The organism is Halomonas saccharevitans (assembly GCF_032333995.1).
GTDB lineage: Bacteria > Pseudomonadota > Gammaproteobacteria > Pseudomonadales > Halomonadaceae > Halomonas > Halomonas saccharevitans.
In genome coordinates, this window is sequence record NZ_JAVXUR010000001.1 from 581074 (window position 1) to 595551 (window position 14478).

Sequence of the window (14478 nt, forward strand, 5' to 3'; positions counted from 1 at the left end):
CCTGCTTGCTATGTTCGGCATGAACTTCGCCGTGGCAACGGATGAGTATTCTACGCATCCGCGCGGGGAATGCAAGCCCGAATCGCACCTTCTCGCCCGGCGAATCAGCGGGTTGGCCTCTCCACGGCGCTGTCGGCTACTGGGTGCGGACGCGCTCGACGGCTTCCTTCCAGCCACTGTAGAGGCGCTCGCGCTCGGCCTGGTCCATCAAGGGAGTAAAGCTTCGCTCGCAGCGCCACATCGTCGCGATCTCGTCGAGATCGCGATACCAGCCGAGACGCAGCCCCGCCAGGTAGGCGGCCCCCAGAGCCGTGGTCTCCAGCACCGTGGGGCGATCCACCTGCACGCCGAGCATGTCGGCCAAAAACTGCATCACCCAGTTGTTGGCCACCATGCCGCCATCGACCCGCAGGATGCCCGGCGACGCCGCCATATCGTCGTCCATGCAGACCTGCAGGTCGCGGGTCTGGTAGCAGACCGCCTGCAGGCCGGCGGCGACGATCTCGGCGATCCCCGTATCCCGGGTCAGCCCGAGGATGGCCCCGCGAGCCTTGGGGTCCCAGTGGGGCGCGCCCAGGCCGGTGAAAGCCGGCACCAGGTAGACGCTGTGCCCGCTGCGGGTCTGGCAGGCCAGCGCTTCCGTTTCAGCGGCATCGGCGAACAGCTGCAGGCCGTCGCGCAGCCACTGCACCGTGGCCCCGGCGACGAAAATGCTGCCCTCCATCGCATAGGTCGGTTTACCGTTGAGGCGATAGGCCACCGTGGTCAGCAGCCGGTTGCGCGATACCTCGGCCACCTCCCCGGTGTTCACGATCATGAAGCAGCCGGTGCCGTAGGTGCTCTTGCCCATGCCTGGGGCGAAGCAGGCCTGCCCCACCAGGGCAGCCTGCTGGTCGCCGGCCACCCCGGCGATGGGCAGCTCGCCGCCCAGCCACTGGGCATCGACGCGACCGAAATCGTCGCTGGAGTCCTTGACCTCGGGCAGCAGGCTCGCCGGAATATCGAAAAGCTCGAGCAGCGCCTCGTCCCAGCGCTGCTCATGGATGTTGAAGAGCGCGGTGCGCGAGGCGTTGGTCGCGTCGGTAGCATGAACCCGCCCCCCGGTGAGCCGCCAGATCAGGAAGCTGTCCACGGTACCGAAGGCCAGTTCGCCGCGCTCGGCCCGCGCCCGGGCGCCGGGCACCTCGTCGAGCAGCCAGGCGAGCTTGGTCGCCGAGAAGTAGGGATCGATCAACAGGCCGGTGCGCGCCTGGACATCCTCCAGGTGGCCTGCCTCGCGCAGCCGCCGACAGGTCTCGTCGGTGCGGCGGTCCTGCCAGACGATGGCATGGTGCAGCGCCTCACCGGACTCGCGATCCCACAGCACGGTGGTCTCGCGCTGATTGGTGATGCCGACGCCGGCGATCTCGGCAAGCCCGACCTTGGTGCTCTCGATCACCTCGCGACAGGTGGCGAGCACGGTGTCCCAGATATCCTCGGGGTCATGCTCGATCCAGCCATCCTTGGGAAAGTGCTGGGGAAACTCTCGTTGAGCCGTGGCGACGCTGCGCCCCTCGCGGTCGAACAGAATCGCGCGGGAGCTGGTGGTGCCCTGGTCGATGGCCAGAAGATAAGAAGCCATAGCAAGCATCCTGTTGTGGTTGTCGTGGCGTGCCAATTTCGCTTTTTAACGCTAATGTTCGCTTATGATCATAAAGCCTACTCCAGCCCGACGCCGCGCTCAAATGGGGCCAAACGACGCCTCAGGCCGGCACAGGGACGACACGAGCCGCCTGGCCTGCTGAATGGCCGACCGGGCGCCTGCATCCGCGTTCACGATGGCATAGAATCGGGGCAGCCAAGGAGACACCATGAACCAGCAGCAACGCCAGGACGCCATCATCGAGCTGGTCCGCCGCCAGGGCTATGCCAGTATCGAGCAGCTCACCGAGCACTTCACGGTTACCCCGCAGACCATTCGCCGCGATCTCAACACGCTCTCCACCGAGGGTCGCATCCGACGCGTGCACGGCGGCGCCGGCCTGGAATCGAGCACCGTCAACACGGCCTATTCGACCCGCAAGACCCTCAACCTGGAAGCCAAGCAGCGCATCGCGACCCTGCTCGCTCGTCACGTGCCCGATCACTCGTCACTGTTCATCAACATCGGCACCAGCAACGAGGTGATCGCCGAGGCGCTGCTCGACCACCAGGGGCTCGAGGTCATCACCAACAACCTCAACGTGGCGGCGATCCTCCAGCATAAGGAGGACTTCAACGTGATCATCGCTGGCGGCCAGGTGCGTTCGCGGGACGGCGGCATCATCGGCGAGGCCACCATCGACTTCATCAACCAGTTCAAGGTCGACTACGGCATCATCGGCATCAGCGGCATCGACGAGGACGGCTCGCTGCTGGAGTTCGACTATCAGGAGGTGCGGGTGGCCCAGGCCATCCTGCGCAACTCCCGGCAGGTGTTCCTGGCCACCGACCACTCCAAGTTCCGGCGCAACCCGGTGGTCCGCCAGGGCAACCTGGCCCAGCTCGATGCCCTGTTCACCGATCGCGAGCCCCCCGAGGCGATCATGCGCCTGCTGAAGCAGCACGACGTCGCCCTGCATCTGGCCTGAGGACCGCCCGGCTCTCCCGAACAAGTTCCGCCCGGCTCTTTCGCCCCTCACTCCTGCTGCCAGGCCCCATTCAAGCCCACCCTCCTTGCGTTTATCTCCTTTCCTTCCCCTCACGTCAGGGGCGAGAACGGCTCGCGCCTTGATGTTCGCTTTGAATTCATCTATTTTCGATTTCGAACATCACTGCATTTCATCGCCAGATGTCCGAGTCCGGACGGGAGACCCCATGAGCGACAGGCCAGACGAGGTACTCGACCTCTTCGTGATCGGCGGCGGCATCAACGGCGCCGGCATCGCCAACGATGCCGCCGGCCGGGGGCTCTCCGTGGGACTCTGCGAGCAGGGGGATCTGGCCGGCGCCACCTCCTCCGCCAGCAGCAAGCTGATCCACGGCGGCCTGCGCTATCTGGAGCATCACGAATACCGGCTGGTGCGCGAGGCCCTGCGAGAACGCGAGGTATTGATGGCCAAGGCGCCCCACATCATCTGGCCGCTGCGCTTCATCCTGCCCCACCGCCCCCACCTGCGCCCGGCCTGGATGCTGCGCGCCGGGCTCTTCCTCTACGACCACCTGGGCAAGCGCAAGCGGCTGCCGGGCTCCCGAGGCATCCGGCTGGATCACCGGCAGGGCCTCGCCCCCAGCATCACTCACGGCTTCGAGTACTCGGACTGCTGGGTAGACGACGCCCGCCTGGTGACCCTCAACGCCATCCAGGCCCGAGACAACGGCGCTGAGATCCTGGTGCGCACCCGCTGCATCGATGCTCAAGAACGCGACGGGCTCTGGGAGCTCACCCTGGAGGAGACCGAGGGCGGAGCGCGCCTGACGCGCCGCTGCAAAACGCTGGTCAATGCCGCCGGTCCCTGGGTGGAGAGCGTCGTGCGCGGCCAGGCCCATCGCCACTCCCGCTACGGCGTGCGCCTGATCCAGGGCAGCCACCTGATCGTGCCGCGCCTGAATCACGACGAGCGGGCCTATATTCTCCAGAACACCGACAAACGCATCGTCTTCGTATTGCCCTATGAGGAGGACTTCAGCCTGATCGGCACCACCGATCGGCGCTATGAGGGAGATCCCTCAGGGATCGAGGCCTCCCAGGAGGAGATCGACTATCTGCTCACGGTGGTCAATGCGCACTTTCGCACTCAGCTGTCCCGCGAATCCGTGATCCGCACCTTCTCCGGCGTCAGGCCGCTGTGCGATGACGAGTCGGCCGATCCTTCCGTTATGACCCGCGACTACACACTCGACCTGGACACGCACGGTGCACCGCTGCTGTCGGTCTTCGGCGGCAAGATCACTACCTATCGCAAGCTGGCCGAGGCGGCACTCGAGGCGCTCTCGCCGCATCTGCCCGAGATGCGGCCTGACTGGACCGCCGAGGCGCTGCTGCCGGGGGGAGAGATCGGCGACCAGGCCGCCTTCGAGACCAGACTGCTCGCCGACTATCCCTACCTGGACACCGGCCAGGCACGGCGATTCGCCCGGACCTACGGCACCCTGTGCCGGGAGTTCCTCGACGGCCGGGACTCCCAGGCGGCGCTGGGCGAGGCCTTCGGAGCCGGCCTGACCGCCGCCGAGGTCGACTACCTGGTCGAGCGGGAGTGGGCGCGCAGCGCCGAGGACATCCTGTGGCGGCGCACCAAGCTGGCTCTGCGCCTCACCGCCAGTGAACAACAGCGGCTGGCCGACTATCTCGAAACCGCGACGGCACACGGAACGACTCGCCCTTCGCCGACGGAAGCGAGCCCTCGCCGCACACCGCCTGAACGGGCGGCGAGCGGCTCATCGCGAGGCTCATCGCGAGGCTCATAGCGGGACTTATAGCGGGATTTATAGCGAGGTGATACTGGCCGGCGCCAGGGGTTCACGCTCCCGGTGAAGGCTCAGTTCGCGCCCCTCCAGGGCAGTCAGCAGGATCTGCAGCGGGTCGCCATGGCTGACCAGCAGAATCGTCTCGTCGTGATAATGACGCTCCAGCTCGTCGATCACCGCGCGCATGCGTGCCGCGACCTCGGAGACGGCCTCGACACCGCCCTGGCGATGAGTCGGGTCCTTTGCATCGCGTGCCCAGACCTCGGCATAGCGATCATCACTCTGCCCCTCGAACTCGCCGAAATGGCGCTCCCTCAGGCGCGGTTCGAGAGTGAGCGTCAGGTCGAAATGCGCGGCGACGCGCTCGGCGGTCTCGGCGGTACGCAGGAAGTCCGAATGCAGGATGCGCTGGGGCCTTGCCCAGCGCCAGTCGGCCAGCAGGGTGTCGAGCTGGGTGCACCCTCGGGGGGAGAGGCCGAAGCCCGTCAGACCGAGCGCCGGCGAGCTGATGATCCGCCCCTCCTGGTTGGCTTGACTGTGGCCGTGGCGCATCAGCAGGTAGTGATTGCGCCAGGTGCCGTCGACGGGGGGGAAAGTGTTTGACATGGTTTTGTGACAAACCCTAGATTGAAGGAGGTTATTCGGAATCAATCATCGTGAGCTCATAGATGTCGATATCCGAACATGCAGTACAACACATGCTTTAGAACAATAATCGTGAGGCACGCCATGATCTACCCCTCCGCTCGACCCGGAAAACTCCCGCTCGTCCCCCTCGCCCTCTCCACGCTGCTGCCGCTGGCCATGCTGGCGAGCCAGGCGCAGGCCCAGGAGGCGTGCGAGCGCGGTGCCCTGGCCGACATCTACTGCGACGAGAACGGTGATATGGTCGCCGATCGGCCCGCAGACGAGTCCGAATGGGCCAACCCCGACACGCTGATCTTCGCCTACACCCCGGTCGAGGATCCGGCCATTTACTCCGATATCTGGCAGCCGTTCATCGAGCACCTCGAAGAGGTCACCGATCGCGACGTGCGCTTCTTCGCCGTGCAGTCCAACTCGGCTCAGGTCGAGGCCATGCGCAGCGGCCGCCTGCACATCGCCGGCTTCTCCACCGGCCCTACGCCCTTCGCCGTCAACCTGGCGGGCGCCGTGCCCTTCGCGCTGATGGGTTCGGACGACGGACGCTTCGGCTACACCCTGCAGCTCTATACCCACGTCGATTCCGGCATCGACGAGATGGAGGACCTCGAGGGCAAACGCGTCGCCCACACCTCGCCAACCTCCAACTCCGGCAACCAGGCCCCCAGGGCGCTCTTCCCGGAGATGGGCATCGTGCCCGGCGAGGACTACGAGGTGGTCTACTCCGGCAGCCACGACCAGTCCATGCTCGGCGTGGTGGCCCAGGACTACGACGCCGCTCCGGTGGCCTCGGAGGTGGTCGATCGCATGGCCGCCCGCGGTCTATATGACCCGGAAGACGTCAAGATAATCTACGAGTCCGACAGCTTCCCGACCACCTCCTACAACTACGCCTACAACCTGCATCCGGACCTGGTCGAGAAGATCGAGGAGGCCTTCTTCAGCTTCGACTTCGCGGGCACCGAGCTCGGTGAGGAGTTCGAGGGCGTCGAGAAATTCATCCCCATCAACTACCAGGACAACTGGAAGGTCATCCGCACCATCCAGAGTGCCAACGGCGTCGAGTACACGCCCGACAACCTCCAGTAACCTTCGCGAGTCAGCGACGCCGGCCTTCTCGGAAGGCCGGCGCCGTCGTCTTGGTGACCCTTTCTCGACGGACCCCCCATGCTAGAGATATCCAACCTGATCAAGCGCTACGGTCGTGACGAACCGGTACTCAAGGGGCTCGACCTGACCGTCGACGGCAATAGCGTCGTCTCCATCGTGGGCGCCTCAGGCGCCGGCAAGAGCACCATGCTGCGCTGCATAAACCGCCTGGTGGAACCCACCTCGGGCTCGATCAAGCTCAACGGTACCGAACTGGTCACGCTGCGCCATGGCGAGCTGCGGCGCGCTCGACGCAAGATCGGCATGGTCTTCCAGGGCTTCAACCTGATCGACCGCCTCACCGTGATGGAGAACGTGCTGGCCGGACGGCTCGGCTACGTCAACCTGTTCCAGGCCATCACACGCCGCTACCCGGCGTCTGACATCGAGCGCGCCTTCGTGCTGATGGAGCGCGTGGGCATCGCCCACTATGCCAACAAGCGCGCCGACGAGCTCTCCGGCGGCGAGCGCCAGCGTGTCGGCGTGGTGCGGGCGCTGATGCAGGAGCCCGAGGTGCTGCTCGCCGACGAGCCGACCGCCTCGCTGGATCCGCGCACCTCCGAGCAGATCATGGTGCTGCTGCAGAGCCTGGCGAGCGAGCTGTCGCTGCCGGTGCTGATCAACATCCACAACGTGGCGCAGGCCAGGACCTACACCGACCGCATCGTCGGGCTGCGCCACGGCACGATGATCTTCGACGGGGCCCCTTCTGACTTCGACAAGGACGCCCTGGAAGCCATCTACGGCGGCATCGAGGCGCCCGAGGACGAGGCGGCTCCACCGCCCGAGGAGGTGCGCGATGGCCAGGCCTGATAACGAGGAGATCCCCGGCACGCCGCGCACCTGGCGCAAGCCGCCATTCATCGCCAACCCGCTGGTGCGCTATGGGCTACTGGTGGTACTGGCGGCCTACCTGGTCTGGGCCTTCGGCAGCCTGCCGTTCAACTGGGAGCGGATCAGCGAGGGGTTGCCGCGGGCGGCGCGCATCTTCGGCGGCGGCTTCCCCCCCACTCTGTCGCGCTTCGACCTGCTGCTCACCGGCTTCACCGAGAGCCTGCAGATCGCCATCCTGGCCACCCTGCTCGGCGTACTGCTGTCGGTGCCCTTCGCGGTGATGGCGGCGCGCAACATCGCGCCGCTGCCGATCTACCTGCTGGGGCGCGCGGTGATCATCATCTCGCGCAGCTTCCACCCGGTGATCGTCGCCATCCTGTTCGTGGCGGCGGTCGGCTTCGGCCCACTGGCGGGGATCCTGACGCTGACCCTCTACTCCATCGGCTTCGTCGGCAAGCTGCTCGCCGAGGAGATCGAGGAGATCGACTGGGGGCAGGTGGAGGCCATGCGCTCCACCGGGGCCGGCTATCTGGCGACGCTGTACTACGCCGTCTTTCCGCAGATCCTGCCCCGCCAGGTGGGGCTCTCCATGTATCAGCTCGACAGCAACCTGCGGGCCTCCGCGGTAGTGGGCATCGTGGGGGCCGGCGGCATCGGCAGCACCCTGATGAATGCCTTCGGGCGCTACGACTATGACTTTGCCTTCGCCATCCTGCTGGTGATCATCGCGGTGATCCTGGCCAGCGAGGGCGTGAGCGGCTGGGTGAGGAAGAAGATATGGTAGATGATGCCGACCTGTTGGCCGATCGCATCTGGCGACGGCACAACCCGAAAGAGCAGCTGATCCGCTATGGCGTGATGCTGCTGACCCTGATGGTGGTCGTCTGGGCGGTGCGCGACATCGACATCTTCTGGCCCTGGGTGTGGGACGCGCCCAACCAGATCTCGAGCCTGGGGGCACGCATGTGGCCGCCCGACCCGAGCCGGCTCGGCGAGATCGTCGATGCCATGATCGAGACGGTGCATATCGCCACCCTGGCGACGATGCTGACCATCTTCATCGCCCTGCCGGTCTCCTACATCGCCGCCCAGAACACCACCCCTAACCGCGCCTGCCTGTGGCTGGGGCGCTTCATCCTGGTCTCCAGCCGCTCGGTGAACACCATCATCTGGGCGCTGCTGTTCGTGGCGATCTTCGGCCCCGGCGTGCTGGCGGGCATACTCGCCATCATGTTTCGCTCGGTGGGCTTCATCGGCAAGCTGATGGGCGAGGCGATTGAGGAGATCGACCGTCGCCCGGTGGAGGCCATGGAGGCCACCGGTGCGTCCAAGGCCAAGGTGATCGCCTACGCGGTGGTGCCCCAGGTGATGCCGGCGTTCTTCGCCATCGTCATCCTGCGCTGGGACATCAACATCCGCGAGTCCACGGTGCTGGGGCTGGTGGGCGCCGGCGGCATCGGGGTGATCCTGCAGGGCTCCATCGACACCTTCGCCTGGCCCACCGTGGCGACGATCCTGATCGCCATCATCGCGCTGGTACTGGTCGGCGAGGCGGTGACCGGCCTCTTGCGCCGCAAGGCGCTCTAGAAATTCATCACCAGCCATTCACGGCCGCTGACCTCCGGCGTAGGCTCGTCTCAGGACGTTACCGAGACCACAAGGAGGTCATGCCGTGCTCTCGATTCTGCTTGCCGTGGTCGCCATCGCGTTGTTGGCGACTACCCTCCTGCCCCGCCTGCCGCTTACCTGGTGGGTCGTGCGCATCTGCGAGTTCCCGCGACTGCAGTTCGCCGCCCTGGCGGCCCTGGTCGCGGGCCTCGCCCCGCTAACCGCCGCGCCCTGGTCATGGTGGAGTCTCGGTGCAAGCCTCGCCACCCTCGGCCTTCAGGCGAGTCGCATCCTGCCCTGGACGCCGCTCTGGCCCCGCCAGGTGAAGCGTACCGAGCCCGGTCAGGAGCCACGCTGCCTGACGCTGCTGATCGCCAACGTGCTCACCAGCAACCGCCACGCCGAGACGCTCATCGGCCTGATCCATGAACATCGGCCCGACCTGGTGCTCACCCTGGAGTCCGACGCCTGGTGGCAGGCGCAGCTAGACGAGGCCTTGAATGAGGACTGGCCCCATGCGGTGCGGGTGCCGCTGGACAATCTCTACGGCATGCACCTCTATTCGAGGCGACGGCTGGTCGACCCCGACGTCCAGTGGTTGATCCAGCCCGATATCCCCTCGATCCATACCGGCGTCACGCTTGAGAGCGGGGATGTCATCCGCCTGCATGCCCTGCACCCTCGCCCGCCGGCGCCCGGTGAGAGCGAGGAGTCGCTATGGCGCGATGCGGAGCTGCTGCTGGTGGGCAAGGCGATTCACGAACATCCCGAACCTACCCTGGTGGCCGGCGACCTCAACGACGTGGCCTGGTCACGCACCACGCGACTCTTCTGCCGGGTCAGCGACATGCTCGACCCGCGGCGCGGGCGCGGCATGTTCAGCACCTTCCATGCCCGCTATCCGCTGCTGCGCTGGCCGCTTGACCATGTCTTCGTGAGCGAACATTTCACCCTGAAGGCCATGCGCCGCCTTCCCCACATCGGTTCCGACCACTTCCCGATGCTGGCGACCCTCTGCTATCGCCCCGCTCGCGCCGACGAACACGAGACTCCCGAGGCCGATGGTAAAGAGCATCAGGACGCCCGGGAAACCATTCACGAAGGCAGAGAAAGAGAGCAGAAGCCGTAAGCCAATACACGACCACCGGCCACGCCAATGGCAGCGGTCTTTCTTGTAGCTTACGGCTTCGTGCGCGGTCCGGGCCTATTCGGGTATTCCGCCCCGCGTCAGCGCGGCGGGGTCGAGCAGGCGCTCGAGCTCCCCTCGCGACAGCTCGGTCTGCTCTTCGGCCACCTCGATGATCGGACGCCCCGCCTGATAGGCCTGCTTGGCGATGGCCGCCGCCGCGTCGTAGCCGATCACCGCATTGAGCGCCGTCACCAGGATGGGGTTGCGCGCCAGGGGCCCCTCGAGGTGATCGTGACGCACCGTGAAGGTGGCGATGGCCCGGTCGGCGAGCAGTCGGCTGGTGTGGGTCATCAGGGTGATCGAGGTCAGCAGGTTGCTGGCCACCAGCGGCAGCATGACGTTGAGCTGGAAGTTGCCGCTCTGGCCGGCCACCGTGATTGCCGTGTCGAGCCCGATCACCTGGGCGGCCGCCTGGGCGGCGGACTCGGGAATCACCGGGTTGACCTTGCCCGGCATGATCGAGCTGCCAGGCTGCAGGGCCTCGAGCTCGATCTCGCCGAGCCCGGCCAGCGGGCCGGAGTTCATCCAGCGCAGGTCGTTGGCAATCTTCATGATCACGCAGGCCAGCCCCTTGAGCTGCCCCGAGAGCTCCACGGCGGCGTCCTGGGAGCCAAGGCTCGCGAAGAAGCTGTCGTTGGGCGAGAAGGCAAGCCCCGTCTGCTCGCTCAGCTCACGTGCCATGCGCGGGGCGAACTCCGCATGGGCGTTGATGCCGGTACCCACCGCCGTGCCTCCCTGGGCGAGGCGACAGAGCCGGATCAGGGCGCTGTCGAGGCGCTCGATGGCCTGGCCTACCTGGCTCGACCAGCCCCCCAGCTCCTGACTCATGCGCAGCGGCATGGCGTCCATCAGGTGCGTACGGCCGGTCTTGACCACGTCGTCGAGCTCGGCGGCCCGCGTATCGATGGTCGCGCGCAGGTGCTCGAGGGCCGGGCGCAGCTCGCCGGTCACCGCCAGCGCCGCCGAGAGGTGAATCGCCGTCGGAATCACGTCGTTGCTCGACTGCCCCATGTTGACGTGGTCGTTGGCACCGACCTCCGTCCCGTCGCGACTGGCGTACCGAGCGATCACCTCATTGACGTTCATGTTGCTCGAGGTGCCAGAACCGGTCTGGAAGACGTCCACCGGGAAATGGTCGTCGAGGTGCCCGGCGAGCACCGCCTCGGCGGCGGCGACGATCTGGCGTGACCGAGCGTCGTCCAGCTGCCCTAGCTCGCGGTTGACCCGCGCCGCCGCCAGCTTGATGCGGGCGATGGCATGGATGAAGGCCGTCGGCATGGGCTGGCCGGAGACGGGGAAGTTGTTGATCGCCCGCTGGGTCTGGGCCCCGTAGAGAGCCTCCCTGGGCACCTCCAGCTCGCCCATGCTATCGCGCTCGATACGATGATCGTTCATGTCCGGTTCCTCCTCTGTCGGGCTCGCGGCCCTGCGCTGAACGGCCTTTTTCATCTGTCCTCTCACCATGGTGGCGCTATCGGCAGGGTGCAAGGTCCCTGCCTCCCCTGGCCGCACCTGATAGACGCGCGGATCACGGCACCCGGCATGGGGCGTCGACGATTCGGCACATGTAAGTAAGTTGATGTCTCGCATGTTGCAGCGCACAAACCTCTCTGCTATTGTGCGTTGCAACAGAGATGGTAATTGCCAAAGCGAGAAGGCATCGGCACCCCGCCACGGCCTTCGAAAATATCCGAAATCCCTGGGAGGGAATCACGATGCAAAACTTCGACACCAAGCAGTTCACCGAACAGTTCGAATCCATGTTCTTCGGCCCGGCCCGCGCCTACGCCGCCCTGTCCGTGGACTACACCGAGAAGCTGGTCAACGCCCAGCTCGACGCCGGCAAGGCCTACACCGATACCGGCGTGGCCCAGCTGCGCAGCCTGATGAACGTCAAGGATGCCGAGGGCCTGAAGTCCTACATGGAAGGCCAGCAGAAGGTCGCCAAGGACCTGACCGAGCGCCTGAAAGGCGACGCCGAGAAGGTGGTGTCCCTGCAGCAGGACTTCGTCCAGCAGAGCCAGAAGCTGACCGAAGAGAACGTCAAGCAGGCAACCGACACGGCGACCAAGGCCGCCAAGTAAGCCTGACGGCGTCGGCCCAGCCGACGCCTGCTTGACTCGCCCTGCGGGTCAACGAGAACGGGCCGCCGATCGATGATCGGCGGCCCGTTTGCGTTATGTTCTCTCCTCACGGCATCCCATCCACCGCTTGCGGAGAGTGAACATGACACGCTGGATCCTTCTCATCCTGGTGGGGCTTGCGCTTTCCGGGTGTCAGATCATCGAGCCACGCTATCCCGGCGGGCCCAGCGGGCAGAGCGAGCGCGTCGAGGTGATCGAGCGTGGCACGAGGACCCCGGACGAGCGCGCCGCTCGTCCCTCAGCCGACGGGCGCGTCGCCCGCCAGGTGGCCTTCCCGGCCGACGAGTACGCCACCCTCTCGAAGCGCGGCAGTGCCGCGATCAGCGGCCGCCTGACGATCGGCAGCCGCCCGATGGCCGACCGCTCGGTGTCGGTGGCACCCATCACCACCTACTCCGCCGAGGCCGCAGAACAGGCGCTGGCCGGCCGCGCCGTAGAGCCCGCCGACCCTCGGGCGAGAGCCTACACCCACACCACGCGAACCGACGCCGACGGCCGCTTCCGACTGAACGGCCTGCCGGCCGGCGAGTTCTACGTCTCGAGCAGCGCCCGGGATCCCGTCAGCGGCGAGACGCGGGTGATCATCCAGCAGGTCAGCCTGGGCAACGGGCAGAGTCGACGCATCGAGCTCAGCCGCTAGTCGAGGTGGGCCGGCTACCAGCCAAGCGACTGCTTGACGAAGGGAATGGTCAGCTTGCGCTGGGCGGAGAGCGAGGCGCGATCCAGCACCGCCAGGGTCTCGAACAGGGCATCCAGGCGCCGTGGACCGCGGTGCAGGATATAGCGGGCCACCTCATCGGGCAGCTGCATGCCGCGCCCCTTGGCCCTCAGCTGCAATGCGGCCAGGCGGCCGTGGTCGTCGAGCCCCTGCAGGTGGAAGGTCATGCCCCAGGTAAGGCGCGAGGCCAGGTCCGGTAGCTTCACCGGCAGCTGCCGGGGCGGCGCCTCGGCGGCGATCACCAGTCGCTTGCCGGCGTCACGCAGGCGGTTGAAGGCGTGGAACAGCGCCTCTTCCCAACGCTTGCGCCCGACGACTCGCTCGAGGTCATCGATCGCCACCAGGTCCAGCCGCTCGATCTCCTCGAGCATCAGTGGCGGGAAGTGGCCGAGCTCCGCCAGCGGCAGATAGAGCGCCCGACCGTCGCGATCGGAGGCGGCATGGCAGGCGGCCTGCAGCAGGTGGCTGCGCCCCGTGCCCGCCGCACCCCACACGTAGAGGAAGGGCTCACCGTCATCGTCGAGCTGGTGCACGAGCCGGTCGACCAGGGTCGCGTTGGGCCCGGGGTGGAAGTTGGCGAAGGTGGCGTCGTCGCGAAGCCCCACGCCCAGTGGCAACTGCGCGGGTGCTCGACTCATGGCGACTCCTCGTCGTGGATTCGTGAACGACCGGCATCATACAAGGTGCTGTTTTTATAGTGATCGTGGAGATAACGCAACACCACCATCAGCATGGCGGCCACCGGCAGCGCCAACAGCACGCCGGTGAAGCCGAACAGCTGGCCGCCCGCCAGCACGGCGAAGATCACCGCCACCGGGTGCAGGCCGATCTTGTCGCCCAAGAGCTTGGGCTGTAGTACCACGCTCTCGACCAGCTGGCCGAAGCCGAATACCGCGCCCACGCCGAGCAGGATCAGGAGGTCGCCAAACTGGAAGAAGGCCACCACCCCGGCCACCGAGATGCCGACGATCACGCCGAGATAGGGCACGATGCTGGCCAGCCCGGCCAGCAGGCCGATCAGCAGGCCGAAGCGCACGCCGAGTAGCGTCAGCCCCACCGCATAGATCACCCCCAGGCAGAGCATGACGATCAGCTGACCGCGCAGGAAGGCGGAGAGCACCTCGTCACACTCGCCGGCCAGGCGCACCGCGGCAGGCTCCCAGCGCCGCGGCAGCGAGGCCCGCACCTTGCCGACCAGGACGTCCCAGTCGAGCAGCAGGTAGAAGGTCACCACCGGGATCAGCGCCAGGTTGGCGATCCAGGCCGCCACCGCGAGGCCCGAGCGCGACACCTGGGCCAGCAGGCTGGCGGCGAAGGTGCCGGTCTCTTTCCAGTTGTCGACGAAGGCCTGGCGCATCTGGTCGATGTCGGTGGAGAGATCCAGGCCGGTCAACGCCTGCACGCGCGGCACCACGCTCTGCTGCACCCAGTTGAGCACCGCCGGCAGGGAGTCGATGACCTGACCGAGCTGCCGCCCGAAGATCGGCACCACCACCAGCAGGACGAGCACGATGACAAGGCTCAACAGCAGGAACACCAGCGAGACCGCCAGCCGCCGGGAAAGCCCCCAGGTTTCCAACCGGTCGGTCAGAGGGTCGCCCAGGTAGGCCAGGATCATGCTGACGAAGAACGGCATCAGCACCGGCTCGATGCTGATCAAGAACCACAGCGCCAGCGCCGTACACGCCGCCACCACCCACCACTGTCTGCGCATCGTCTCCTCCCTGTATCGACACGGCCGTCAGGCTGCCAGCCGCGCGTCGTGATGC

Annotated in this window: 14 protein-coding genes; 9 read left to right on the forward strand and 5 right to left on the reverse strand. The window is 66.4% G+C overall.

The annotated features are described in order from the left end of the window. Positions 1–136: 136 nt before the first annotated feature. Positions 137–1621 carry a glycerol kinase GlpK gene (gene glpK / locus RSO68_RS02715; RefSeq protein ID WP_315585352.1) on the reverse strand — a complete coding sequence of 495 codons (1485 nt, stop codon included), beginning with the start codon at positions 1619–1621 and terminating at the stop codon, positions 137–139. A 229-nt stretch (positions 1622–1850) separates the two neighbouring features. On the opposite strand from glpK, the gene RSO68_RS02720 reads away from it, so the two are divergent. Both RSO68_RS02720 and glpD read left to right on the forward strand, forming a co-directional pair. Further along, complete coding sequence (locus RSO68_RS02720; protein WP_089850582.1) at positions 1851–2609, forward strand: DeoR/GlpR family transcriptional regulator; 759 nt, start codon at positions 1851–1853, stop codon at positions 2607–2609. Positions 2610–2835: 226 nt separating this feature from the next. Continuing rightward, positions 2836–4425, forward strand: a complete 1590-nt coding sequence (gene glpD / locus RSO68_RS02725; protein WP_315585353.1) for a glycerol-3-phosphate dehydrogenase — start codon at positions 2836–2838, stop codon at positions 4423–4425. 18 nt (positions 4426–4443) lie between these two features. Here glpD and RSO68_RS02730 read toward each other — a convergent pair whose 3' ends face one another. Then, positions 4444–5031, reverse strand: a complete 588-nt coding sequence (locus RSO68_RS02730; RefSeq protein ID WP_315585354.1) for a histidine phosphatase family protein — start codon at positions 5029–5031, stop codon at positions 4444–4446. A gap of 123 nt (positions 5032–5154) precedes the next feature. Here RSO68_RS02730 and phnD point away from each other — a divergent pair, with 123 nt between their 5' ends. The 5 genes from phnD to RSO68_RS02755 all read left to right on the forward strand — a co-directional run bounded on the left by phnD (position 5155) and on the right by RSO68_RS02755 (position 9787). Beyond that, the gene (gene phnD, locus RSO68_RS02735) at positions 5155–6156 is read left to right on the forward strand and encodes a phosphate/phosphite/phosphonate ABC transporter substrate-binding protein (RefSeq protein ID WP_089850588.1); all 1002 of its coding nucleotides are present in this window, start codon (positions 5155–5157) and stop codon (positions 6154–6156) included. Positions 6157–6234: 78 nt separating this feature from the next. Beyond that, complete coding sequence (gene phnC / locus RSO68_RS02740) at positions 6235–7029, forward strand: phosphonate ABC transporter ATP-binding protein (RefSeq protein WP_089850590.1); 795 nt, start codon at positions 6235–6237, stop codon at positions 7027–7029. Further along, positions 7016–7834, forward strand: coding sequence for a phosphonate ABC transporter, permease protein PhnE (phnE, locus tag RSO68_RS02745; protein ID WP_089850593.1), 819 nt, complete (start codon positions 7016–7018; stop codon positions 7832–7834). Before phnC ends, phnE (RSO68_RS02745) begins: the two co-directional genes overlap by 14 nt. Continuing rightward, the gene (phnE, locus tag RSO68_RS02750; protein WP_089850595.1) at positions 7828–8637 is read left to right on the forward strand and encodes a phosphonate ABC transporter, permease protein PhnE; all 810 of its coding nucleotides are present in this window, start codon (positions 7828–7830) and stop codon (positions 8635–8637) included. Before phnE (RSO68_RS02745) ends, phnE (RSO68_RS02750) begins: the two co-directional genes overlap by 7 nt. Before the next feature lie 85 nt (positions 8638–8722). Further along, entirely contained in the window at positions 8723–9787 is a 1065-nt protein-coding gene (locus RSO68_RS02755) for an endonuclease/exonuclease/phosphatase family protein (RefSeq protein ID WP_315585355.1), read from the forward strand. 75 nt (positions 9788–9862) lie between these two features. Here RSO68_RS02755 and RSO68_RS02760 read toward each other — a convergent pair whose 3' ends face one another. Further along, positions 9863–11242, reverse strand: a complete 1380-nt coding sequence (locus RSO68_RS02760) for a class II fumarate hydratase (protein ID WP_315585356.1) — start codon at positions 11240–11242, stop codon at positions 9863–9865. A 320-nt stretch (positions 11243–11562) separates the two neighbouring features. On the opposite strand from RSO68_RS02760, the gene RSO68_RS02765 reads away from it, so the two are divergent. Beyond that, the gene (locus RSO68_RS02765) at positions 11563–11931 is read left to right on the forward strand and encodes a phasin family protein (protein WP_089850602.1); all 369 of its coding nucleotides are present in this window, start codon (positions 11563–11565) and stop codon (positions 11929–11931) included. A 142-nt stretch (positions 11932–12073) separates the two neighbouring features. Next, positions 12074–12631 (forward strand): carboxypeptidase-like regulatory domain-containing protein, encoded by a 558-nt coding sequence (locus RSO68_RS02770; RefSeq protein ID WP_315585358.1) that lies wholly within the window; start codon positions 12074–12076, stop codon positions 12629–12631. A 14-nt stretch (positions 12632–12645) separates the two neighbouring features. On the opposite strand, the gene hda is transcribed toward RSO68_RS02770, so the two are convergent. Together hda and RSO68_RS02780 are read right to left on the reverse strand one after the other, a co-directional pair. Continuing rightward, positions 12646–13347 carry a DnaA regulatory inactivator Hda gene (gene hda / locus RSO68_RS02775; RefSeq protein ID WP_315585359.1) on the reverse strand — a complete coding sequence of 234 codons (702 nt, stop codon included), beginning with the start codon at positions 13345–13347 and terminating at the stop codon, positions 12646–12648. Beyond that, positions 13344–14423: an AI-2E family transporter gene (locus tag RSO68_RS02780; protein WP_089850608.1), complete on the reverse strand. Its 1080-nt coding sequence runs from the start codon at positions 14421–14423 to the stop codon at positions 13344–13346. Before RSO68_RS02780 ends, hda begins: the two co-directional genes overlap by 4 nt. Positions 14424–14478: the final 55 nt, after the last annotated feature.